The sequence below is a fragment of the Bacillus sp. FSL R5-0654 genome, from assembly GCF_038008745.1.
GTDB classification, from domain to species: Bacteria; Bacillota; Bacilli; order Bacillales; family Bacillaceae; genus Bacillus; species Bacillus safensis.
In genome coordinates this window covers 3,459,118-3,483,126 of sequence record NZ_JBBOZV010000001.1, presented here as the reverse complement: position 1 = coordinate 3,483,126, position 24,009 = coordinate 3,459,118, and the positions used below count along the sequence as shown (strand labels likewise).

Here is a 24,009-nt window from a genome sequence, read left to right as displayed (position 1 = left end):
GCGATATGGGAAAAAAGAGAGCACAATTTCTTCCTTATGCTCTGCCTTTCATTGAGCAGGAGGAAATTGATGAAGTCATTGGAACATTAAAGTCCGGCTGGCTGTCAACTGGACCAAAAGTAAGACAGTTTGAAGAAGAATTTCAGCAGCTGACAGGTGCAAAACATGCGATCGCTGTCAATTCATGTACGGCTGCTTTATTTTTAGCCTTAAAGGCAAGAGGGATTGGGGCTGGGGATGAGGTGATTACAACCCCTCTGACATTCTGCGCTACAGCTAATACGATTATCCATACGGGGGCAGCGCCTGTATTTGTCGATATTGATCCAGCGACCCTCAACATAGATGCAGAGAAAATAGAAGCGGCCATTACACCACATACAAAAGCGATTGTTCCTGTTCACTTTGCCGGTCAATCGTGCGATATGGACCGAATTTTAGCGATTGCCAAAAAGTATGATCTATTTGTACTTGAAGATGCTGCCCACGCTCTTTACACAACGTACCACGGTCAGCCCGTTGGATCCATTGGTGATGCGACTGCTTTTAGCTTTTATGCAACGAAAAACCTAGCGACTGGTGAAGGCGGCATGCTGACAACAAATGATGATGCGCTTGCTGCTCGGATTAGAAGACTAGCGCTCCATGGGATGAGCAAGGGAGCGTGGAATCGTTATGGAGAAAAAGGAACGTGGTATTACGAGGTCGAGGAACCAGGCTATAAAATGAACATGTTTGACGTGCAGGCATCGTTAGGACTTGTTCAGCTAAACCGTCTGGATGACATGCAGGCACGGAGAGAACAGATTGCAAAAGCATACAATCAGGCTTTCCAAAAAGAAGCGGGTCTGATCCTGCCGCCTGTGCATCAAGAAGGAAGACATGCATGGCATTTGTATGTACTGCAAGTGAATCCAAAAGAAGCATTCATCACGCGGGATGAACTGATTGATCAGCTGCAAAAGGAATATAAAATCGGCACGAGTGTTCACTTTATCCCTGTTCACTTGCATCCATACTATCAGGAAACATATCACTATTCACCAGAGGATTTCCCTGAGTCACTCGCATACTACAAGCAGACGCTCTCACTGCCGCTCTATCCAAGTATGACAGATGAAGATGTGCAGGATGTTATCACAGCGGTGTTGTCTATTTTAAAAGAACAGAGGGCATCATCATGAAGGTCGTTCATTCTGTAGATGATCAGGTGCTTGCTACTTGGCTGGAGAAATACGGTCAACAAGCGGAACAAATGAACGGCTTCAAGCAGTTTGCTCTTGTTAATGGCGCCCAGCTCAAAGCAGTCCTGTTATATGAATGGTCTAAATGGGAAAGTGGCATTTTTGATCAGCATATTTTTCATGTGAAGTTTGTAGAAGCGGAGTCAGCGTCTGCTTTTCAAGAATTGATGGAGCGTTTCATCAATTGGATGAGAACTGAAAAATGCGATTTTTTCTTTTTACGTCTTGAAGCGTCTGATCTTGTAAAAAACCGCATCGTTCAAAGACTGTCACATGTGTACTATGTGGGAGGTCTCACTCGTCTTGAGGCGCCGCCTGTTCAAATGGAAATGCCATCAACAGGTGAAGATGTGGTTATCAGTCTGCCAGATGAAAAGGAATACGATGAGGCTGTGTCACTTGCTCATCAGGCATTTGTGAAAAGCCGGTACGCACTTGATCCTTTTTTAGATCAGAATGTCGTCCAGCATTTCTTTCAGGAATGGATGAGAAACAATTTACTCGGACGTGCAGATATCAATCTCGCGGCAAAGGTAAACGATGAAGTCATTGGTTTGATTCAAGGGGTAACAAAGGGCGATGAACTAGTGCTTGATTTATTGTCCATTAGACCGGATGCACAAGGAAAAGGGATCGGAAAAAAGCTCGTGATGGCGATAATAAAAGCCTCTTATGAGAGAGGGCATCGGTTTATGTCTGCCGGAACTCAGATGCATAACACAACCGCAATTCAGCTGTACGAAAAGCTAGGCTTTAGAACAAAAAATGCCTTCTTGTATTACCATGTGTGGCCGAAAAAAGGAGAGAGGTAAGATGGCGCATTTCTATATCGGAGATCGCAAAGTAGGGGATGGTGCGCCTGTCTTTATCATTGCAGAGGCAGGCATTAACCATGATGGAAAGCTGGATCAGGCGCTTGCTTTAATTGATGTGGCTAAAGAAGCAGGTGCCGATGCGGTGAAGTTTCAAATGTTTCAAGCTGATCGGATGTATCAAAAGGAACCGGGTTTGTACGAAACAGCCAAGGGGGAAGAGGTGTCTATTTTTTCTTTAGTGGAACAAATGGAGCTGCCGCCAGAATGGCTCCCGGTGTTATTGTCACGTTGCGCGGAAAAAGGGCTGATATTTTTAAGCACAGTGTGTGACGAAGAATCTGCGAATCTATTGAATCAAACCGATCCGCCGGCTTTCAAGCTGGCATCCTATGAAATCAATCATCTGCCTCTTATGCGTCACACGGCATCTTTTCAAAAGCCCATCATTTTCTCAACAGCTGGGGCAACCATTTCAGATGTCCATGAAGCATATGAGGCGATTACAAGCGCTCAAAATCAACAGGTTGCTATCATGCATTGCGTAGCAAAGTATCCAGCACCTAGAGCTTACACGAATCTGCGCGTGCTTCAAACTTTAGCTGCGGCATTTCCCGACGCAGTCATTGGCTTTTCTGATCATAGTGAGCATCCAACTGAAGCGCCTGTAGCTGCTGTGAAGCTTGGGGCAGCAATCATTGAAAAGCATTTTACAGTCGATAAAACGTTACCTGGGGCTGATCATTCCTTTGCGCTTGATCCTGAAGAATTGAAGGAAATGGTTCAGCATATTCGAGCGGCAGAAAAGCAGCGGAATCAAACAGAAGCTGACACTCATTCAGTGCCAGAGGAGCTACTTGGCAGTTCTTATAAAACGACAACAGCCATTGAAGGCAAGATTCGTGAATTTGCGTATCGAGGCATTTTTACGACAAAAGGCATTGCGAAAGGCGAGACATTGACCGCAGAAAATCTAGCCGTGTTACGTCCAGGACAAAAAAGCCAAGGTCTGCATCCAAGGTATATGGCGGTTTTACTTGGCGCAAAGGCTGTCAGAGATATCCCAGCCCATACAGGGGTTTCGTGGAAAGATGTACTCATGAAGGAGACGCCAAATGATCAATGATGTCCTTTTTGTCATACAGGCGAGAATGGGCTCAACAAGGCTGCCAAAAAAGGTAATGAAACCGATCGGCGGTATGGCGCTGATCGACCTGATTGTTGAACGAGTAAAGCAATCAGATCATTACAATCACAAAACGCAGAATCTCATGATCGCCACAACAGTTGAGGCAGAAGATGATCTGCTGGCTCATTATTGTCTCTCCAAGGGCTATAAAGTATTTCGTGGCAGTGAGACGGATGTACTGCAGCGATTTGCGCAGATTGTCCGTCATTTTGAACCGCAAACCATTGTGCGTTTAACAGGAGATAACCCATTTATAGATCCAGTCCTTTTGTCGAAAATGCTTGAAAAACATAGACAAGAGAAGGCTGATTACACGTATACGGCTGGAACGCCACTGGGTATTTCCGGGGAAATGATCGACGCACAGATTTTAAGTGAAATCGACAATTTTCCCCTTACGCAGCCAGAGCGTGAGCATGTCACGCTCTATATCAGAAAGCATCCTGAGCAATTTCACCTGCAATTATTCACACCGCCCAAAGAACTTGCATATCCTGCTTATCGATTCACGATTGATACAGAAGAAGATTATGTGTTTGCGACCCGTTTACTAGAGAAAGCTGGCGGTTCCATTGCTGTGCCTACGGCTGAACTCATCACCATTTGCGAACAAGACCCTGATATTGTTCGGTTGAATCAATTTGTGAAACAGAAGGATGCTGAATGAACAAGAAAATCATGATTGTTGTGTACGGTGGGTTTTTAAGAGGGATGGGGCATGTCTTCAGAATGAAACGGCTGGCAAATCAACTGCTTCAAGAAGGAAACGACATATCTTTCTATACAAATGAACAGATCTGTTTAGAGATGCTCTCAGGTCCAGATTGGCACGTTCATTTGGTGCAGGAGTCGAAGGCATTCCTTCAGATGAAGCAGGACATAAAAGAGCTGAACCCAGATCTTCTGCTGATTGATGTACTTGATTGTGACCTCCAATTTCTCCGATTGATCAAAGCGTCCTCCGGCTCTGCAAGGCTGGTTTTATTTGAAGAAATAAGAGCAGAAGCCTGTCAGCTTGCCGATGCTGTCGTGAACGGCATTTATGGCGGTCTTGACGAAAAGCACATGCAAGTAGATGGGACAGAATATTTTTATGGAACACCTTATTTATTGTTAGATCAAGAGATAAGTCGATTAAAAGACAAATATGAGGTTCTAAAAGAATGCAAAAAGGTGGTCATCAGCCTTGGGGGCAGTGACCCGCGCGGATTGTTATCAAAGGCTGTATCAGCACTCCTCGAAGCAGACCACTTACACATTTTAGCGGTTACAGGAAAAGCCTCCCGCATTGAAGAACAAATAGAGGCTGAGCATATTCAATTCATTCGTCATACAGATCAATTACTTGCACGCCTTTCGGAAGCTGATCTGGCAATAGTGGCTGGCGGGATGACGTTATACGAGGCAGTTTGTATCGGAGTGCCCAGTATTGTCCTTTCACAAGTCGATCACCAAGCAGTGACAGCCGCTCGTTTTGCACAAAAGGGAGCCTGCCGTCATCTTGGATTAGGTGAACTTGTGGATGAAAAAGATATACGATGTGCTGTGGAAAGGCTGTCCGGCAGCTATTTTCTCCGCAGGAGCATCCATCTCAATGGACGGACACTCATCGATGGAAAAGGAACTGAACGAGTGAAAAACATTCTTATACACCTCATGAATCATCACCAAAAAGAACATAAGGATGTGTAGATGTGAAGGGAGTTATTTTAGCAGGAGGAAAGGGATCACGACTGGCGCCTTTAACGAAGATTTTCAATAAACATTTATTGCCGGTTGGTCCATATCCAATGATTTATTGGTCATTGTTCAAATTGAAGGAAGCAGGGATTTTAGATGTGATGGTCATATCACAAGAAGAACAAATCCCGCTGTTTCAAAAGCTGCTTGAAAGCGATCAGGAACTGGGGATGAACATCGTATATCAGGTACAGCCTGAAGCGTCTGGGATATCAGACGGCTTATCCTATGCAAAGCCCTTTGTTAAAGGGGAGAAGTTTGTGCTGATGCTTGGTGATAATGTATTTGAGGATTCGCTAAACCCTTTTGTTGAAGCCTTTCAGCGGCAAGATAGAGGAGCCAAGGTTTTGTTGAAAGAAGTGGCAGATCCAAACCGGTTTGGCATTGCAGAAATTGATGCCACGCGCCAACGGATTTTATCAATAGAAGAAAAGCCGGAGTATCCGCGCTCATCTTACTGCGTCACGGGCATCTATTTTTATGATCAAGAAGTCTTTCAATATATTGAGAGAATCTTGCCGTCAGATCGAGGCGAATTAGAGATTACAGACGTGAACAATCTCTATATCTCAAATAGCCAGCTGACCTATGATATGTTAAAAGGGTGGTGGATTGATGCAGGAACACATGAATCTCTCCACGAAGCATCTGCGAAAATGTTTGAAACGATGAAGAAAAAAGAGGGATCCGAATGACGAAGTCTTATTTAATTACAGGCGGAGCGGGTTTTATCGGACTGAATTTTGTGAAGCTGCTGCTTCAGGATACAAATATCAGGCTCACCGTTTTTGATAAATTAACATATGCCAGTCATCCAGACGAGATGGATGAATTATTAAAGTTGTCTCATTTTCGGTTTATTCAGGGGGATATTACCCTTCAGCATGAGCTGGATCAAGCATTTGACGAAGTCTATGATGCAATCATTCATTTTGCGGCAGAATCGCATGTTGATCGCAGCATTGAATCGGCAGAGCCTTTTATTCAAACAAATGTCCTCGGAACGTATCGTATGCTTGAAGCAGTCTTAAAAGGAAAGGCGAAAAAGCTCATTCATATTTCAACAGATGAAGTATATGGAGATTTGGAGCCAGATGATCCTGCTTTCACAGAACAAACACCACTTTCACCGAATAATCCTTATTCAGCAAGCAAGGCGAGTTCAGACCTGCTTGTGAAATCCTATATCCACACTCACCAATTACCCGCGATGATTACACGATGCAGCAACAATTACGGACCGTATCAGCATGAGGAAAAATTAATACCGACCATTATTAGAAAAGCAGTCAATGGAGAGAAAATCCCGATTTATGGAGACGGCCGGCAAATTCGCGATTGGCTGTATGTAGAGGACCATGCGAGAGCTGTGAAGAAGGTGCTCGAAAACGGCACAGCCGGGCAGGTATACAATATTGGCGGCGGCAATGAGAAAACAAATCTCGATTTAACCAAAACGATTCTATCGCAGCTCGGAATCAGTCATGATCAAATTGCGTTTATTCAAGACCGAAAAGGACATGACAGACGGTATGCCATTGATGCCAGTAAGCTAAAAGGCGAGCTCGGCTGGACGCAGGAGACGTCATTTGAAGAAGGTATCGAAAAAACGATCAATTGGTATCGAACCAAATACGATCAGAGCGAAGAAGGGTGACGGATGAAAGTTTTAATCACCGGTGCAGGCGGCCAATTAGGGAAAGAATTGAGCAGACAGCTCAAAGAAAAAGACATGACCGTCATTGCCTTAACGAGGAACATGCTCAATATCACAGACCAGCAGGCAGTTAGACATGCGATGAGACACTATCAGCCTGATATTGTTGTCAGTGCAGCAGCCTATACATCTGTTGATCAATGTGAAACAGAAACCGAAAAGGCGTATCTTGTGAATGGCATTGGCGCCTACTATACAGCCCTGGAAGCAAAGCGCGCAGGCGCTGATGTGTTACATGTCAGTACAGATTATGTGTTTGACGGGCAGGCGGACACCCCTTACCAAGTCGATGCACAAGCAGATCCTCAAACCATTTATGGAAAGAGTAAAAAGCTTGGTGAGGAATTGATTCAGCTTGTGTCAGACGAAGTGAAAATCATTCGTACCTCGTGGCTCTACGGACATGAGGGGCATAACTTTGTGAATACCATTCTTCGGCTCGCTGAAACGAAGGATCATTTGCGCATTGTGAACGATCAAATAGGGTCTCCTACTTATACAAAGGATGCAGCCGAGGCCTTGATTCATTTGTTTGATCAGAAGGCAGGCGTGTACCATGTCAGTAATCGAGAAAGCTGTTCCTGGTTTGATTTTGCGTCAGAAATTGTGATGAAAAGCGGCCTGTCCGCTACAATTGAGCCGATTTCCACGGAAGAGTACGGCTTCCAAACGCCACGCCCAGCCTATTCTGTCTTAGATCTTCAAGCGATTGAAGCCACAGGCTGGCAGCCGAGGCATTGGAAGGATGCACTTCACGAATATTTGCAGAAAGAAGGGAGATGGCAACAGTATGATTGATGGTGTTCAAACAAAAAAACTCATGAAACATTGTGATGACCGCGGCTTTTTTGCAGAGCTCATTCGAGATGATGAGCCGATGCTGAAACGCTTTGGTCAGGCGTCATGGTCGAAAAGCTTTCCAGGCGTGATCAAAGCTTTTCATTATCATGAAAAACAAGACGACGTTTGGTTCTTCCCGGCAGGTCATGCACAGGTCGTGTTATACGATTTGCGTGAGGACTCTCCCACAAAGGGGCAAACCGATGTGTATTATATGGGGGAAGACAATCCGATGCTGCTTCTCATCCCAAAGGGTGTCGCGCATGGCTACCGTGTACTAGGTGAGACGCCGCTGCAAATTGTGTATTTCACAACAGAATCGTATGACCCGAAAAACCCAGATGAAAAGAGAATCGCCTGGAATGACGAAACGATCGGGTTTAATTGGGAAACGACATTTAAATAGAGAACGGGGGCCTTTCGCAGGAGAAAGGTCTTTTTTTGTTGAAATACATTCTATATGTGTCATTTTATGTATATGTACGAAGCTGATAAGAAAAGGGATGTGGATGAGTTTGTCTAAAAGAATTGCGTTTGTAACAGGAGCAAGTACAGGGATTGGAAAGGCCATCGCCATAAAGCTTGCCGCTCAAGACAATGTAAAGATCATCATCAATTCTAGAAATCAATCCTCACTAGAAGAAGCGCAGCAGCACATTGGGCGTATGGCAGAAACAAAGGAGCCGGTGGCTCTTTTCTGTGGGGACATGTCAGATGAAGGAGTGAGGGCTGAGGCTTTTACGAAAATAGAAAAAGAGTTTGGCAGACTGGATGTGTTGATTAATAACATTCCAGGGGGGAAGCCAGATACTTTTGATTCATGTGACAGCGAGCAGATGATGGCAGCATTTTCTCAAAAAGCCATTGCGTACATTGATATGATGAAGCGTGCGGCAGCGATGATGAAACGACATGAATATGGCCGGATCATTCAAATTGTCGGGAACCTATGGAAGGAGCCCGGTGACCAAATGTTTACGAACAGTATGATGAATGCAGCGATTATTAATGCTAGTAAAAATGCTGCCACACAGCTTGCACCTTCAGGGATCACAGTGAATTGTTTAAATCCGGGATTTATAGCTACAGATCGGTATGAACAATTTATCGGAAACATGATGCGTAAACAGGCATTATCGAGGGAAGAAGCTGTACAGGCTGTAGCGTCAGGAATTCCAATGAAAAGAGTGGGGTCAGCTAGTGAAATGGCTTCATTGGCCGCTTTTATCGCATCAGAGGAAGCCTCCTATCTTACAGGACAACAAATATCCGTCGATGGTGGTTCGATGAAAAGTATATGACATCAAAAAACCCGCTATATGCGGGTTTTTTGATTAAAGCGAATCGGAAGGATGCGAAGCCGGTCGATAAACAGGGCAAGCTGTTCAATTGGAGCAACCATTGAGATGCGGACATGACGGCTTCCATGTGCTCCAAACACACCCCCAGGCGTGACAACAACATCAGAATGTTCGAGTAAATAGTCTGCAAATGCATGAGAATGTTCAAAATCATCAGGGATGGGAGCCCATAAATAAAAGGCGCCAGCTGGACGTTCGATGGACCATCCTAGCTGCTTTTCGGCCTGACGGATGAAGAAGTGAATTCGTTCAAGGTAGACCTCTTTTAATGATTGTATGTGACAGTCATCACTTTGCAAGGCGACGGTTGCGGCTTGTTGAAATCCGCCATACATACTGACAAACACATGATCTTGGAAGGCGTTAATGGCTTGGATGATGTCCTCATTACCTACAGCAAAAGCGACTCTCCATCCTGCCATATTAAATGTTTTGGATAGAGAATATAATTCCACTCCTACGCTTTTCCCAAGAGGAGCGTTCAGAAAGCTTACTGGTTTTTGCTCATAATGAAATGAACCATAGGCAAAATCATGAATGACATGCAGTCCGTGAGCCGATGCAAAATCAGCAGCCTCTTCAAAAAATGCATCATTTGCCACAGCACCTGTTGGGTTATTCGGATAATTTAAGAAAAGAACCTTTGCCTTTTTAATCACCTCCGGATCAATTGAAGAGAGATTTGGCAAATAGCCATTTTTCGATTCAAGTTTGATGCAGTAGGGCTTAGCGTCTGCCATCAAGATCCCAGAATGATATTCTGGGTATCCTGGATCGGGGATGAGGGCAACGTCCCCAGGGTCAAGCAGACACTGACTCATGACATAAAGGCCTGTTTTCCCTCCATTGAAAAGAGCAACTTCTTTCTGTGGATCTATCTCAGTGCCGAACTCCTTTTTGTAGAAATCTGCAATGGCTTGCTTGAAAAAGTCGAAGCCTCTAAAAGGTGCATATTGCTGAAATTGCAAAGTGGCTGCTGCCTCTTGAAGGGCGCTTACGATATGTGCAGGAGTAGGAAGATCGGGATTTCCCTGACCCAGGTTTATGATGTTCGCTCCGTTTTGTGCTTTTTGCGCAATTTTCTCAAATACGGTTCCAAATTTCTGTTCTGGCAGCCGTTTAATCATGTTAGATGGTAAGATCTCCACCACGTTACCCTCTCTTTCTATCCCTTGACTAATTCATCCATTAAATGAATAGCAGCTTGCTTCTGTAAGTTGCGGATGGATGCAGCAACATCCTGTGAGGATGACCCTTTTAACTCAAGCGACACGATGCCGTTAAAGGCTTCAAATAAAGATAGATCGACAAAGGTGCCTTTGGACGGGACGGATTTATTGACGATCACAGTATCTCCAACTAAAGCATCCTGCGGAATATGGATATGATCAATGGTGATATGTGTGGCCTCTGCCGGTATGTGTCCGCTTTCTTTGAAATGCTGAGGGTATAAATGGCAGTCTGCAATATAATGCGTATGTCCAGAAAGCAGCTCTTTTGGCAGCGCCGCTTTTTTTCCATCGACTAATACATCGATCAGCAGCTTGGCCATATCCACCCCAAACACTTTTTTGATATTCGGAATCATATTCCAGCCAGCAAATCTAGCTGCTGATTCGATCAGTCCCGTTTCTCGATTTTTCATGAGTTTGATCTCTGTATGAGTCGCACAGTTTTCAAGGCCCAGCCCTTCATTTGCCTTCTTTGCTGCCTCAATGATGATTTGCTGGGCTTCATTGTCTAGGATCGAAGGAGTAATATGAGCCGTTTCTGTAAAACCGATTTGAGGGGTCTTGTCATGAATGACAAAAGGGATATATTCCCCCTCCACGACGAACCCTTCTACACTGACATAATCGGAATAGCCATCCTCCTGATACCAATCCTCGTAAGCGCCCTCTAAGTACGTTTCAGCGACAAATGGTGCTTCATATGTCACAGCGTTTGGGACGGGAATTGTTTGCAAGTAGGATTGTACGTTTAAAAAGAGATCATCACTGCCGGTTTTGTCATGAAAAAGGGTCACACCAATGGAGCTTGCTAAATATGTAGGCTTTAAAATAAGTGGTGTCCCGATATGTTCAATAGCTTGCTGGAAATCAGCTAAAGTCGTGACAGGCTGAGTTTTCACCGCTTTGACACCAGCAGCGTTAAATGCAGCCCTCATTTGGCTTTTATCACGTGCCATTTCAGCTGCTTTTACCCCAGCGCCGCGCAGCCCCAGCCGCTCAGCTGCTTTTGCCATTGGTGCAATGAATAATTCATTATTGGTGGTAATGGCATCAGCTTTGAAAAAGGAAGCCACACGGACTAGGTCATCTACCACTTCTTCCTCTGATTTCAAATAATCATCATGTGCCCAGTAAATAGAATCAGGGTGTTCAAAAGAAGGGTGTGTCTCAAAATAATCACGATCTTTGATGACGGCAATGGAGTATTTTTCGATTAGTTCAGCGTGACCCTTTGTAATGGCAAAGGGTCTCGGGATATAAGAAACGATATGATAAGATGCTGCCACGCTTTCATAAAACATATGGGGCGGGCATCCTCCTAAGTCAGCAATGACAAGTACGGTTTTTTTACTCAATGAAAGCACTCCTTTTTATCTAGCGGTGTATCCGCCATCTGCTGTGACAACACTTCCAGTCATATAGCTGGATAGATCAGAGGCGAGAAACAGCATCACGCCCGCAATTTCTTCGGGTTTTCCGAGACGAAGCAAGGGATTCACCTTTGCTTTTTCCTTTTTGACAACCTCAAGACTTTCTGAATGATTGTCTAAAAAGGATTTTTCATTTAATGGCGTATCAATGATGCCTGGGGCGATACAATTCACCCTGATTTGATGAGCGGCATAGTCGATCGCCATCGATTTGGTGAGCTGGATGACGCCGCCCTTCGTTGCGTTGTATGCAGGAATGTCAGGCCAGCCAACGAGGCCTCCGACAGATCCGGTATTAATAATACTTCCGCTTTTCTTCTCAAGCATATGCGGCAATGTATGCTTACTCATGAGAAATACACCAGTCAGGTTGACCTGTAGAATGTGGTTCCAATCCTCCAGAGTCATCTCGTGAATAGGTGAGACAATTTCGATGCCTGCATTGTTAATCAAAACATCAATTGTCCCGAATTGGCTCAGCACGGATTGAACGGTTTTTTGACAGTCAGACTCATTCGTAATATCTGTTTTGAAAAACGCAGCATGTTCATGAGGCAATGATTCAACGAGTTGTTTACCGCTATCTTCATTGATATCAGCCACTGCTACTTTTGCTCCGTGCTCAAGGAAAAGCTTGACGGCGGCAAGCCCAATCCCAGACGCACCTCCTGTAATCAGGACGACTTTTCCGGCAATGTTCATTTCTTCACCTTAGACGCTTTTGGCTTTAAGCGGTTATAGCGTGGAGGGAAGAAGAGATTAATAGACTTTGATGCTTCTGGCTTTGGATTAATGGCGCCGTGATCTTCTTTTGGATCACAGAAGTAAGTCGTGCCAAATTCCATCTTTTCTGTAAAGCCTTCAATCGTCATATCATACCCGCCGCTAATGCAAATCCCGATTTGTTCATTACGGTGCTTATGAAAAGGCATTTCCCCGCCATTTCCCGGAATGTTGGCAATCATAAGCTCCATCCAGTCCTCTACAAAAAAAGTCACTTCCATGCCAGGAAGCAAATCACGCGTTTTGAAAATGTCTAAGAAATAAGTAGGAGGAGCCGTATATTCTTCGCCATCTTTTAATCTCTTAATATCAATGGCGATCACTTCTTCATCTGTCAGATTCGATGCGCCGTGAGGAACGAATGGTGGTGCAATATAGGCTGATTCTAATGGAGTGAGTAATTGGGTCGATTGGCCGACCGTTATTTGAAGCTCGCCTTTTAATACGATGCCGATTTGTGCTTCTGGATGCTCGTGAGGTTCGATGATCGTGTGAGGAGGGACGTATGAAATTAACACTTCCGTATCGCCTCTGACAGTAGAATATTGGATGACACCATTATCCCATTCTCGTTTTTTCGCTTGAGGAAAATATAATTCTTGCACCTTTTGTTCAGTTGTCATGTTACATCTCTCCTTTTCCGAATATAGACCAGCTCATAGGAATGCTTTTAAATGTTCGAATGAAGGTGAGGCCGTATGTAGCTCTAGCCACCTCATTGGTTAAAGCGAAATCAAATTCGCCGTCTCTTACCTTTTGTGCGGCTGTACTTGTAGAATTGACAAGCTCAAATTCAGCATTTTGATGAATAAAATATTGAATCAAATTCACAGGTGCAGGATGAGAAACAATTTTTAAATGGTGAAGCATTTGTTCTTGAAAGGGGAAATCTGGTCTGACAGCCAAACCATACATGGGCGTGTCACATCTGAAAATTTGTAAAAGCTGCAGGTCAGGTCTCATGTAGAAGTGTTTAATTCCTTCGTATGCGTGTGGAACGAGAGTGTATTGGAGTGCGTTAGAGAGAGTATGTTCAATGCAAGTTTCGAATGTGTCATAAAGGGATAGTTTCGTATGAGTGCCGAGTGTAGTGGTGGAATGAGAGATGAAATGTTTTGCTGCATATTCACTGCTTGTCCCCTTAGGGCCTAATGTATTGACTGTAAACATCTTAGGTGAAACGATGGGCTCTTCTTTGAAATGAAAAACATCATTCTTTAAGATCATGTTTACCATCCAATCTTTTTCAAATTTTTACTAGATTATAAAAAATAAAATTGGCAATTGTCAACAAAATTTATAAAAAATGTATTTTATGATGATATTAAAAATTGATCTAAAAAACTGCACATATCAAGATGTGCAGTGAAATGAGCTCACGTTTCAAATGTATTTTTATGTTTCTGCTGTAAAGTTTTTTCGCGTTTATAGCTGACGAAGCTGATGAGAAAACCAACAAGCGTAATGAGTGCACATACAAGCCCTACCGTATGATAGCCGAAATGGACATAAACAGGTCCCATCAGAGCGGAGCCAAGCATAACGGCAAGATTGGAAGCAAGGCTGTAAAAAGCCATCACTTTGCCTCGGTGGGTTTGAGAGCAGTCGCTCAGGACGGTGCTCAAAAGCGTGACGGATAAACTTTGCATGGCACCCCAAATAAATAAAGCGAAAATGAGCAATGTCCATGAGAACGGTGCATAAGGAAGTAAGGCAAGAACGAGCGTAATGCCGCCCAGCACAAAGAAAAGTGAGCGTGTTTTGCCAAACCAATCAGCTAATTTCCCGGTAAATATACTCATGGAAAAACCAACGCCATAAGCCATGATCAGAAGTCCAGCTGTTGATTGACCCCCGGAAAACAGACTTTGCAGGTAAGCCCCTAAAAATGAGTACATGCCATAAAATCCAAGCATGTTACAAAATGTCACGGTCAAATAGGCAGGGACTCGGTCGATTTTTAAAGCCCCCCATATAGAGCCTGATTTCTCCCTAGCTTGAGATGCCTTCGGATCAGCTGCTGCGACTTGTTTACGAGATTCAAGGATGACGAGCAGCAGGACAACGAGACTCATCATGGCGAAAATCCAAAATGTCCAGCGCCAGTTCAAACTTTGACCAATAAAGGCGCCAATGGGCACACCAAGGACAAGAGAAAGAGACCAGCTCGATACAATGAGTCCCATCACTTTGCCGCGATATTCATATGGAACCCGGTCTCCCACAAGAGCATAGGCTGTTGGCACAAATACACCAGTCGCCAGCCCAGAAATAGCACGGCCTGCAAAAAACACGGCCAAATTTGGGGCAGCAGCACACATCACTGTTCCAATCAAAAAGAAAGACAGCCCAATAATCAAACACAGCTCTCTTGAATACCGGTCCCCTAAAGGAACGAGCAGCGGAGCCCCAACCAGCACAGCTAACCCATAAATGCTGATGGAAAGAGCGAGAATATCAAGAGAGTGCTGAAAGGAGTTTGATAAATCAGGCAGCAGTGGTGAAATCACCAGCTCTTCCGATCCCGCCGCAAAAACGCCAAGTGTGAGTGCAATGGCAAGTGTGATGGGAAATGTTTTAGAAGCCTGGCTGTCTAAAGATTCTTTCATCAAGTGATCCCTCCATACTTGCTTTTTCATTCAATTCCGTTAAAATAAATTCTACCATTATTTAGTTTTATTTTACATTTCGCATCATAAGTATTATCATAAAATACTTTTCAAATGGAACGATTTTTGGATAGGAGAGGTACGAATGAAAATCACCGATGTAGATGTGCATATTTTAAATGAATTGAGAGAAGATGCCCGCTTATCCATGAGGGAATTGTCCAAACGAGTGAATTTATCAGCACCTGCGGTAGCAGAAAGAGTACGTAAATTAGAGGATGCAGGGATTATCGAAGGGTATTCTGTTCAGGTCAATTATAAAAAATTAGGGCTTCTGATTGACTGCCTGCTGGAAGTTACGGTGTTAAATGGGGAGTATCAGCGTTTTGTGACTTTTATGAATGAGCATCCACGCGCCTTTTTTGCTTATCGAGTGGCAGGGCAGTCTTGCTTTTTCATTAAGCTGTCAGTTTCTTCTCTTGAAGAAATTGAAGCCTTTATTCAAGAAGTGTCTGGATTTACAAAAACCGTCTCCCATATTGTCTTGTCAGAGCACTCTTTTTCCCATCCAATTCAGGAACGCTTGAAACAAATAGAAGAGCCAGAGATGACCGTGGTGAAATAAAAAGTTTTCAGATTTTTGACAAAGGGCTAAAATGATTTTTATTTTAGCCCTTTGTATTCTTTTCAGCTTTTTATGCTGAAATATTCGTATAGTAATAATTTGAAATTAAAGGAGTTAATTCTTTTGAAGCTTTTAAAAGTAATAGATTACGCAGCATTAATGGATATGCACAGAACAAGAAGCAAAGAAAGTCACTATAAAAATTTGCCTATTGACGTAGGTAACAGGGATTGTTTTTTTAGTGCTCAGCCTATTGATTTACAATTTCACATCAACAACCATACAGTAAACTTAGAAAGTGGAATATTTTCTTTTAATTCAAGCATCAAATCTGGTGAAGATAAGAATGACAAGGTTTCTGGGGAAGTGTTTTTACGAAAAGAGTCAAAGCACAAGCCCAATGTAATCTTTGTACATGGATGGAGAATGGATTCATACGACAGAATCAAGAAGATTTTTCACGATAAAATCGTTAAACATTATGATTGGAATATGTATTACTACACGCTGCCTTATCATTTCGATAGGGAACCACAAAATTCAACATATTCTGGTGAACACATGATTAGCGCCAATATAAGTCGAACAGTGCATTCCTCCCAGCAAGCTATTGTTGAACTTAGAGGGCTGATTAAATGGATCAAGGAAAATGAAGGTGGGGATATAATCGTAGTTGGTATTAGTTTAGGAGGATGGCTAACAAACTTATTAGCAACAGTCGAGAAAGACGTGAATATTGTTGTATCAGCTTTTTATGCGAATAATATTGCGCATTCCATCTGGAACACTCTTCCTGGGAAGTATATACGAAGAGATCTGGAGGAACATGGGACAACGTATGAAGAACTCGACAAAGCTTGGGATATTATGAATCCTAGTAAAGCAAAACTTCTCGTAGACAAAGAAAATGTACTCTTAATATCAGGAAAATATGACATGTATATTGACATAAACGATGCTGATACTCTGTGGAATAGCTGGAATCAACCTAAAAGGTACGTATACAGTTGTGGGCATGCTGGAATTGTACTATCTAGAAATAAAATAGCAGCTGACACACTTCAATTTATTGAAAGCAGGCTAAAGAAATAAAATGATGTTACTCCTCACTGTATTGTTGTGAGCTAGGAGTTTAGTTTTGTTTCTTACTTATCCTGAAAATGAAGATGTGATCACCTTTCTAAACAAATAAATAAAAAAGCTTCGGAGAGATCCGAAGCCTTAAGAGTTTATCATACATGGAAATAAGACGCCAGCTGCTCGTTTGCTAATCGGTTTCCAACAAAGAAGGAACCAAATTCGCCGTAGCGTGCACTGACTTCATCAAAGCGCATTTCATAAACCAATTTTTTAAATTGAAGCACATCATCAGAGAAAAGGGTAACGCCCCACTCATAATCATCAAAACCAACAGAACCTGTAATGATCTGTTTTACTTTCCCAGCATAGCTTCGGCCAATTAAACCGTGGCTTCTCATAAGAGATTTACGCTCATCCATGGAAAGCATGTACCAGTTGTCATTGCCAGAACGTCTTTTATCCATTGGATAGAAGCACACGTATTGAGAAGAAGGAAGCTCTGGATATAAGCGAGCACGTACATGCGGGTTCTCGTAAGGATCTCCGCCATCGCCGCCTCCTGCTAAGTAGTTGCTGAGCTCAACAACTGAAACATACGAATAAGCTGGAATCGTAAACTCTGCTAGTCGTGTCTTGTTGAATTCGAGTTCAATTTCACCAAGTTCTTCCATTGTCGGACGTAAAATCATGAGCATAATATCTGCTTTTTGGCCGACAATACTATAGATTGTTTGGCTTCCAGCTTTATCTTGCTCAGCTGTTTTCCATTTTTCCAATAGACCTGTGAATTCATGAATGATGGCTTGGCGCTCATCACTTGTCAGCAGCTTCCAAGCTGTCCAGTCGATTGTTCTAAAATCATGCAGCGCATACCAGCCATCTAGTGTTTGAGCTGCTTCATTTGTTGTATGTTGTTCGCTCATTTCTTTCACTCCTATTAACAGTTTTCCATCTGTTCCAACTATAACATAGTTTGTCCAAATGGAGATGTGATCAAAACTTGAACGAGGAAAACAGCTTTTTTCAAAATTGATTAAATTAGTTTGAAAAATAAGAATTTAATTTGTAAGCGCTATAATATAAGTTGGTAGTTTGAATTTAGGTAGAAGAAGAGTATGCTTAAAAGAGAACGCTTTTTTTGTAAAATCAAGGAGGGTATTGAAGTGGCAGATATTTTTTCAACAGTTCAGGAAAAGGTTGCAGGTAAAGGAGTAAAGATCGTTTTTCCTGAGGGAATGGACGAACGCATTCTAACAGCCGTTCAAAAACTAGCAGATGGCAAAGTATTGCAGCCAATTGTGGTAGGAAAAAAACAAGAAGTTGAAGCTAAAGCAAAAGAATTAGGTCTTACACTTGATGGTGTTGACGTGTATGATCCTCATACATATGAAGGTTTTGAAGAGCTTGTACAAGCTTTCGTAGAAAGACGTAAAGGCAAAGCAACAGAAGAGCAAGCAAGAAAAGCATTACTGGATGAAAACTACTTCGGTACAATGCTTGTGTATAAAGGTCTTGCAGACGGACTTGTGAGCGGTGCGGCACACTCAACTGCTGACACAGTGCGTCCAGCACTTCAAATCATTAAAACAAAAGAAGGCGTAAAGAAAACATCTGGCGTCTTCATCATGGCTCGCGGCGAAGAGCAATATGTGTTTGCTGATTGCGCAATCAACATTGCACCAGACAGCCAAGATCTAGCTGAAATTGCGATTGAAAGTGCAAACACAGCAAAAATGTTTGATATCGAACCACGTGTGGCAATGCTTAGCTTCTCTACAAAAGGCTCAGCAAAATCAGACGAAACAGAAAAAGTATCTGAAGCAGTTCGCATTGCAAAAGAAAAGGCACCTGAGCTTGTACTTGATGGAGAATTCCAATTCGATGCAGCTTTCGTTCCTTCAGTAGCAGCGAAAAAAGCGCCAGATTCCGTCATCAAAGGCGACGCCAGCGTATTTGTTTTCCCTAGCCTCGAAGCTGGAAACATTGGCTACAAAATTGCACAGCGCTTAGGTAACTTTGAAGCTGTAGGTCCTATCCTTCAAGGTTTAAACCAGCCAGTAAACGATCTATCAAGAGGCTGTAATGCCGAAGACGTTTACAACCTTGCGCTTATCACAGCAGCTCAAGCACTATAATAATCTCAACAAAGGCAGCCAGTACGATAGATTCGTGCTGGCTGTTTTTTTGATGACAAATGTGTACAATATAGGGGGAAAAGAAAAAATTTTGATCGTAGATAAAGCCGATAGAATAGGCAGGTGCTATAATGGACGATTTCATACATAAGCTTCAGCATAAGGTCGCGGGATTAACCGAGGCACAAAGGAGAATTGCAGATTATATCGTGCAAAATCCAATGGAGGTTGCGTTTTTAACTGTAGATAAATTGGCGTCAAAAGTAGGGACGAGTACAGCGACCATCATGAGATTCTCTGCTGCTGTAGGGTATTCCGGTTTCTCCGAGCTTCAAAAAGAGCTTCAATCAAATATGAAGCATAAAGCTGCCCCTCAAACGAGACTTGAAGCGAACCTCAAGCATTCAAATAAAAGTAAGCTTTTGCATAATCATGTCGAGCTGCAATTTCAAAATATCCAGTACGCTTTAGACAATATCACAGAAGAAACCTTTCAGCATATTGTTGAAAAAATAGCCAGCTCCCGCCAGGTTCTGTGTACAAGTGTCCGAAGTGGAAGACCTGTTGGCGAGTATCTGTCACAAGGAATCAATCGCCTACTGGGGAACTGTCAATATATTGATGCAGACAAAAGTGACTGGGTCGACGAACTCGTTCATTTTCAATCTGATGATTTCATTATAGCGGTCAGCTATCCTCGCTATGCAAAGCGTATAAAGGATTTGCTGGAGGCAGCGAAGTCATATGGGGTGGAAGTGCTTTTAATTACAGACAGCTACAGCTCTCCACTAACCAAGTATGCACAATATGTATTACCATGTTCCTCAGCAAGTGCGGGCTCTCATAACTCTGTCGTATCTGCTATCTTTATCGTAGATTACATTTTAAGTGCCTTAGCCATTAATGATCCTGAAAGGACAAAACCTCGTTTAGATCAAATCAATCATATGTTAACGAAAATGAGTTATCACACAACACATTAGTCGTGTGGTGACTCATTTTTTCATTTGATTTTTTTGAAAGCGCTTTACTAAATAAAATCGAGATGGTATGATCGTGTCACAAAAGTAATATATATTACTTTAATAAAATTGAGTGTAACGAATATAACTCAAAGGGGATGATGGAAACAATGGGTACTGTTCAATTCGTGTCAAATGATCTAATAGATCGGGCAAAAAAACTGAACTCGACCTTGCTGGCAGATGTGATGGGAAGCACCGGCGCAATGGATCATCAAATCAAACCAGTTGCAAGAGGCATGGATATAGTAGGTACAGCTTTTACCGTCAGCTTACGGCCAGGGGATAATTTATTTCTTCATCAAGCGATCTATTCTGCGAAAGAAGGAGATGTACTGATTGTTGATGGAAAAGACCATAAGGGTCATGCATATTTAGGGGAATTGATGGCAGGTGTAGCAAAGGCTGTAGGAATAGAAGGAATCGTGATTGACGGGCTTGTTCGTGACAAACTCGCTTTAGAAGAACTGGCTTTTCCGATATACAGTAAGGGGTTTATGCCAAATGGACCTTTTAAAGATGGTCCTGGGGAATTGAATCAAATCATCTCGTGCGGCGGTGTCAAAGTAGCACCAGGTGACTTAGTCATTGCTGACGATGATGGAGTCGTCATCGTTCCAAAGGAAAAGGCGGAACACCTGCTGACACTAGCGGAAGAGAAACAAGCGTATGAAAATCAAAGATTACAAACGATTCAACAGTATATGAACGAAGGAAAGCAAGACATCAGTCTCTTAGCACCGGCATGGCTGGAAGGCAGAATGAAAAAATATCAGGGATAGGGGAATCTGTGATGAAGATAGGCTTTATTGGATATGGAGAAGCTGCATATGAGTTATCAACAGGATTGAAAACAGAAGGATTAGATCAATTTTATGCGTATGATGTACTATTACAAAACGAGAAATTGGCTGGCGCGTTGAAGGAAAAAGCATCGCAGACAGGAGTTCAATTAACCAGCAGTATTAGTGAAGTCATTGAGAAATCTAATATTGTCATTGCTGCTGTGCCAGCGAATAAAACCTTAGAAGTGGCCCAATCCGTATCGGGAAGTTTGAAAGAGAATCAATTATATGTAGATGTATCGGCATCAACACCAGACATCAAAAAACAAGTGGCAAACGAAATTGAAAAGCAAAAAGCTCTATTCGTAGATGCTGCCATGCTAGGGCCTCTTCCAGTTAACAAACACAAGGTTCCGATCACGGCAAGCGGCAGTGGAACTGACCAATTCATGAAAGTAATGAATGCTTATGGCATGAATATTAAAAAAATCAGTGACCAGCCAGGAGATGCTTCGGCCTTGAAGCTGATCAGAAGCGTTTATATGAAGGGGATCGTTGGTCTCTTGGTTGAATTTTTGGAAATTTCAAAAAAGTACAACGTGGAACAACAAGTGATTTCTTCACTAAGCGATACAATGGATAGCAAAAGTTTTGAAGAGACCATGAACCGTCTTGTGACAGGGAGTGCACTTCATGCGAAAAGACGAGCGATCGAGCTTCTTGGCTCTATTGAAATGCTGGATGAAGCAGAGGTTGATGCCAGTATGTCTCGGGCAGCACAACAGAAGCTAGAGAGATTAGCAGACTTTCAATTTGTTGAACGGTTTAATGGGAAAAAGCCGGCCAGCTGGGAAGAAGTCATTGACGTGATGCAGCAGGGGCAATAAATTGTAAGCGTTTTATTGAACAAAGGGGAGGCGAAAAAACGATATGGGTTTTATTGCGTTGATTGTATTCATAGCTGTCATCATTATATGGAATGTCGTCGTGAAGCGGAATATGGGAGAAGCCATGCTATTAGGCTTTATTGCAACCACATTATTTGGCGGATTGGATGCATTGAGACTGTTCTGGGATGGATTAAAATTTGCATCCACATATGAGGTGCTCTATGCAGCTGTTGCATTTGTATTCATGGCCTATTTAATCGAAAAGCTGGAATTAATTCATGCACTCTTGCGAATCTTAAATTCGGTTGTAGGAAAACTTCCCGGTGGAGCGGCTTATATGAGTACGTTAGGTTCAGCAGTCTTAGGTGCTCTTTCAGGTTCAAATTCTGCAAACACAGCGGCCACTGGCTCTATCACAGCCTCTTGGATGATTAAATCAGGCTGGAGCCGAACGCATACAGCGACCATTTTAGCAGGGAATGGCGGACTTGGGGCGGCACTGCCTCCGAACTCTTCCATGTTTATCATGCTGGGGTTTGCACCAATTGCAGCCCTTGTATCTGAGGGAGATTTATATATTGCCCTATTAATAGGAGGACTGTATCAAGTCGTATACCGATTTATTCTTGTGTATATTCTGGTGAAAAAGAATAAAATTCAGGCCATGCCGCCAGATGATATTCTTCCTTTTAGGGAAGCTGTAAAACAAGGGTGGAAGTCGATCTTTATTTTTTTCGGTGCCTTAACTCCTATCATTGTCACGATAGGTCCGCTGGCAAACTACTTGAAAAGTAATCCAAACATTGGACCAGAGGCAATGGATCAAATTTCTTTAATTACGTGGATTCCGATTCTCATGATGTTGATTAGTTTAACAATTGGGAGAAAAAAGGCGTCTGCACTAGATTGGTCTCAGTTTTTCAAGTCGGCTATACCTAAGTTTACAACGATCGGTGCCTTGATGCTGTTTGCTGTTGCTGCTAGTCAGGTGCTTGCTGAATTAGGATTGGCAGAAGATTTGACGCAAATCACATCAGTACTTACCATTCCGAAATGGCTCATGGTGCTCATTGTGGGTATTCTTGTCACACTGGTGGCTGGACCATTATCTTCTACAGCCACATTAACAGCTGTTGGACTTGTCTCATTTTCAGCTTTAGTCTCAGTCGGAGTGGATCCAGTTGTGGCTGTTGTCGCCATTCTTGCTTTTTCATCAACAGAAGGCGCTTCCCCACCGGCATCAGGATCAATTTTCATTGCTTCTGGTCTTGCAGGAGCCAGACCGGAGAAAACGTTTATACCGCTGATTCTCTACTATATGCTGCCGATCGTAGGAATTGGCTGGCTCATCGGAATGGGAATACTTCCAGTATAGAAAGGAGAAACACATGAGAGCATTGATGGAATATTTATTTAAAGTGCTGCTTGTCCTGTTCTTAACGTCAGGAGCCCTGTTGGTATTCGGTCAAATACTAGGGATTCTTTTGCAAAAGGGAGATATGATCATTGCAAGTACAAACCTATTCAAAAACCCAACATTGGTGTTAAGTGCCTTTTTCAGTCTTGTTGGTTTCTCTCTAAATTATATTCCTGAAAAGAAAGACACCTCATTTAGCGATCATCCATCTGCATCAGCAGGTGAATCGCTCAAATAAGCAATAAAAAGCTGGATTCAGTAAATGAATCCAGCTTTTTTGCGCGCGAGAAATAGGTATTAAAACCCAATACGTACGATTCATTTTTTGGTAAATTCACTTTCAATCATATGCCTCTTATGCTAGTAAATGGTAACATAACGGAGGACTATTTAAGGAATAGAGGTGTTTGACCATATCTGGAGCAATCATCGGATATAAAGCAGCCTTGTATTCATTAAAGGCAGATATATCTATCAAAAAAGAACAAATCATCGAACTCAATATGTGCCGAAAAGAAATCAAAGAGGCAAAATGGGCCCTGTCAGATGCCAGCAAAAAAATCACTCATCCAGACCTGACATCACATACATGGTTTGGCCATTTGGCAGACACGTTTGATGACATTCGAGATGAAATGGCTTCCGCCAGTCAGGAAATAAAAGCTGTACAGCTAACCAATCTATTAAATCGAATCAATGAGAAAATCAGTGATTTAACATCGGATATCCATTCGTTAGAACATGAAATTCATTCGGTTGAAAGAAAAATAGAGAAAGAAAAGCAGAAACAACTGGAAGAAAAAAGAGGGTAGTCACATGACGAGAGAAATTAAAATAGATGCCAGTCAGGTCAAACAAGTATTACAGCATGCAAAACAATCAGGCGCTCAAATGAATGCAGCCCTTCCAACCACCATCAAAGGAAGAAATCAGCTCCTGACGGCAGACACATTAGAAAAGATCAATCAGCAGCTGGACGAATTAAGTACATCCTATATAGGTATTCTTCAGAAACAACTTGTACAAACAGAACAAGCGGTGAACACCATGATTGAAACGGACAAGGCGCTTGCTTCCAGCAGTAAAAGGAAATAAAGG

27 protein-coding genes are annotated in these 24,009 nt (G+C 42.7%); 20 read left to right on the top strand and 7 right to left on the bottom strand.

The genetic code is table 11. From position 1 onward, the window contains the following. Positions 1-5 precede the first annotated feature (5 nt). The 10 genes from NSS76_RS17815 to NSS76_RS17770 all read left to right on the top strand — a co-directional run bounded on the left by NSS76_RS17815 (position 6) and on the right by NSS76_RS17770 (position 8,843). The gene (locus NSS76_RS17815; RefSeq protein WP_151862799.1) at positions 6-1,184 is read left to right on the top strand and encodes a DegT/DnrJ/EryC1/StrS family aminotransferase; all 1,179 of its coding nucleotides are present in this window, start codon (positions 6-8) and stop codon (positions 1,182-1,184) included. After that, the gene (locus NSS76_RS17810) at positions 1,181-2,056 is read left to right on the top strand and encodes a GNAT family N-acetyltransferase (RefSeq protein ID WP_151862800.1); all 876 of its coding nucleotides are present in this window, start codon (positions 1,181-1,183) and stop codon (positions 2,054-2,056) included. Before NSS76_RS17815 ends, NSS76_RS17810 begins: the two co-directional genes overlap by 4 nt. Position 2,057: 1 nt before the next feature. Then, on the top strand, positions 2,058-3,182 hold the full coding sequence (locus NSS76_RS17805) for an N-acetylneuraminate synthase family protein (protein WP_151862801.1): 1,125 nt from the start codon (positions 2,058-2,060) through the stop codon (positions 3,180-3,182). Then, positions 3,172-3,912 carry a cytidylyltransferase domain-containing protein gene (locus tag NSS76_RS17800; protein WP_029707507.1) on the top strand — a complete coding sequence of 247 codons (741 nt, stop codon included), beginning with the start codon at positions 3,172-3,174 and terminating at the stop codon, positions 3,910-3,912. The genes NSS76_RS17805 and NSS76_RS17800 overlap by 11 nt, the downstream gene beginning before the upstream one ends. After that, positions 3,909-4,937, top strand: coding sequence for a PseG/SpsG family protein (locus tag NSS76_RS17795; RefSeq protein ID WP_341082551.1), 1,029 nt, complete (start codon positions 3,909-3,911; stop codon positions 4,935-4,937). The genes NSS76_RS17800 and NSS76_RS17795 overlap by 4 nt, the downstream gene beginning before the upstream one ends. 2 nt (positions 4,938-4,939) lie before the next feature. Next, a complete protein-coding gene (locus NSS76_RS17790) occupies positions 4,940-5,680 on the top strand; it encodes a sugar phosphate nucleotidyltransferase (protein ID WP_125585818.1) in 741 nt (246 codons plus the stop codon). Further along, positions 5,677-6,642: a dTDP-glucose 4,6-dehydratase gene (rfbB, locus tag NSS76_RS17785; protein WP_024426396.1), complete on the top strand. Its 966-nt coding sequence runs from the start codon at positions 5,677-5,679 to the stop codon at positions 6,640-6,642. Before NSS76_RS17790 ends, rfbB begins: the two co-directional genes overlap by 4 nt. Positions 6,643-6,645: 3 nt before the next feature. Next, on the top strand, positions 6,646-7,500 hold the full coding sequence (rfbD, locus tag NSS76_RS17780; protein WP_149126167.1) for a dTDP-4-dehydrorhamnose reductase: 855 nt from the start codon (positions 6,646-6,648) through the stop codon (positions 7,498-7,500). Continuing rightward, positions 7,493-7,948 carry a dTDP-4-dehydrorhamnose 3,5-epimerase family protein gene (locus NSS76_RS17775; RefSeq protein ID WP_024423802.1) on the top strand — a complete coding sequence of 152 codons (456 nt, stop codon included), beginning with the start codon at positions 7,493-7,495 and terminating at the stop codon, positions 7,946-7,948. The genes rfbD and NSS76_RS17775 overlap by 8 nt, the downstream gene beginning before the upstream one ends. 103 nt (positions 7,949-8,051) lie before the next feature. Then, positions 8,052-8,843 (top strand): SDR family oxidoreductase, encoded by a 792-nt coding sequence (locus tag NSS76_RS17770; protein ID WP_269780168.1) that lies wholly within the window; start codon positions 8,052-8,054, stop codon positions 8,841-8,843. A gap of 14 nt (positions 8,844-8,857) precedes the next feature. On the opposite strand, the gene NSS76_RS17765 is transcribed toward NSS76_RS17770, so the two are convergent. From NSS76_RS17765 to NSS76_RS17740, 6 genes are all read right to left on the bottom strand, one after another. Continuing rightward, complete coding sequence (locus NSS76_RS17765) at positions 8,858-10,051, bottom strand: pyridoxal phosphate-dependent aminotransferase (RefSeq protein WP_341082548.1); 1,194 nt, start codon at positions 10,049-10,051, stop codon at positions 8,858-8,860. Positions 10,052-10,068: 17 nt separating this feature from the next. Further along, on the bottom strand, positions 10,069-11,490 hold the full coding sequence (locus NSS76_RS17760; RefSeq protein ID WP_341082547.1) for an ATP-grasp domain-containing protein: 1,422 nt from the start codon (positions 11,488-11,490) through the stop codon (positions 10,069-10,071). Positions 11,491-11,505: 15 nt separating this feature from the next. Further along, the gene (locus tag NSS76_RS17755) at positions 11,506-12,267 is read right to left on the bottom strand and encodes a glucose 1-dehydrogenase (protein ID WP_034621859.1); all 762 of its coding nucleotides are present in this window, start codon (positions 12,265-12,267) and stop codon (positions 11,506-11,508) included. Continuing rightward, the gene (locus tag NSS76_RS17750; RefSeq protein WP_341082545.1) at positions 12,264-12,971 is read right to left on the bottom strand and encodes a cupin domain-containing protein; all 708 of its coding nucleotides are present in this window, start codon (positions 12,969-12,971) and stop codon (positions 12,264-12,266) included. Before NSS76_RS17750 ends, NSS76_RS17755 begins: the two co-directional genes overlap by 4 nt. 1 nt (position 12,972) lies before the next feature. Then, the gene (locus NSS76_RS17745) at positions 12,973-13,575 is read right to left on the bottom strand and encodes a bacilysin biosynthesis protein BacA (protein ID WP_024423797.1); all 603 of its coding nucleotides are present in this window, start codon (positions 13,573-13,575) and stop codon (positions 12,973-12,975) included. Positions 13,576-13,724: 149 nt separating this feature from the next. Then, on the bottom strand, positions 13,725-14,957 hold the full coding sequence (locus NSS76_RS17740) for an MFS transporter (protein ID WP_103131746.1): 1,233 nt from the start codon (positions 14,955-14,957) through the stop codon (positions 13,725-13,727). Between the two features lie 145 nt (positions 14,958-15,102). Here NSS76_RS17740 and NSS76_RS17735 point away from each other — a divergent pair, with 145 nt between their 5' ends. Further along, positions 15,103-15,582 (top strand): Lrp/AsnC family transcriptional regulator, encoded by a 480-nt coding sequence (locus tag NSS76_RS17735; protein ID WP_025093842.1) that lies wholly within the window; start codon positions 15,103-15,105, stop codon positions 15,580-15,582. A 123-nt stretch (positions 15,583-15,705) separates the two neighbouring features. Next, entirely contained in the window at positions 15,706-16,674 is a 969-nt protein-coding gene (locus tag NSS76_RS17730) for an alpha/beta hydrolase (RefSeq protein ID WP_341082543.1), read from the top strand. Positions 16,675-16,814: 140 nt separating this feature from the next. Here the strand turns inward: NSS76_RS17730 and hemQ are convergent, their stop codons facing one another. Continuing rightward, positions 16,815-17,585: a hydrogen peroxide-dependent heme synthase gene (gene hemQ, locus NSS76_RS17725; protein WP_024423793.1), complete on the bottom strand. Its 771-nt coding sequence runs from the start codon at positions 17,583-17,585 to the stop codon at positions 16,815-16,817. 240 nt (positions 17,586-17,825) lie between these two features. Between hemQ and pta the strand changes: the two genes are divergently transcribed. The 8 genes from pta (at position 17,826) to NSS76_RS17685 (ending at position 24,006) form a co-directional block, all read left to right on the top strand. Next, the gene (pta, locus tag NSS76_RS17720) at positions 17,826-18,797 is read left to right on the top strand and encodes a phosphate acetyltransferase (RefSeq protein ID WP_024423792.1); all 972 of its coding nucleotides are present in this window, start codon (positions 17,826-17,828) and stop codon (positions 18,795-18,797) included. A gap of 131 nt (positions 18,798-18,928) precedes the next feature. Further along, a complete protein-coding gene (locus NSS76_RS17715; RefSeq protein WP_073207786.1) occupies positions 18,929-19,780 on the top strand; it encodes a MurR/RpiR family transcriptional regulator in 852 nt (283 codons plus the stop codon). 149 nt (positions 19,781-19,929) lie between these two features. Continuing rightward, positions 19,930-20,601, top strand: coding sequence for an RraA family protein (locus tag NSS76_RS17710; RefSeq protein ID WP_341082541.1), 672 nt, complete (start codon positions 19,930-19,932; stop codon positions 20,599-20,601). 11 nt (positions 20,602-20,612) lie between these two features. Further along, positions 20,613-21,491: an NAD(P)-dependent oxidoreductase gene (locus NSS76_RS17705; protein WP_341082540.1), complete on the top strand. Its 879-nt coding sequence runs from the start codon at positions 20,613-20,615 to the stop codon at positions 21,489-21,491. Between the two features lie 43 nt (positions 21,492-21,534). After that, the gene (locus NSS76_RS17700) at positions 21,535-22,869 is read left to right on the top strand and encodes a TRAP transporter large permease subunit (protein ID WP_172881237.1); all 1,335 of its coding nucleotides are present in this window, start codon (positions 21,535-21,537) and stop codon (positions 22,867-22,869) included. Between the two features lie 13 nt (positions 22,870-22,882). Next, positions 22,883-23,149 carry a hypothetical protein gene (locus NSS76_RS17695; protein WP_172881236.1) on the top strand — a complete coding sequence of 89 codons (267 nt, stop codon included), beginning with the start codon at positions 22,883-22,885 and terminating at the stop codon, positions 23,147-23,149. 175 nt (positions 23,150-23,324) lie between these two features. Beyond that, positions 23,325-23,723, top strand: a complete 399-nt coding sequence (locus NSS76_RS17690) for a YwqH-like family protein (RefSeq protein WP_044331120.1) — start codon at positions 23,325-23,327, stop codon at positions 23,721-23,723. Between the two features lie 4 nt (positions 23,724-23,727). Then, positions 23,728-24,006, top strand: coding sequence for a YwqI/YxiC family protein (locus NSS76_RS17685; protein ID WP_044330992.1), 279 nt, complete (start codon positions 23,728-23,730; stop codon positions 24,004-24,006). Positions 24,007-24,009: the final 3 nt, after the last annotated feature.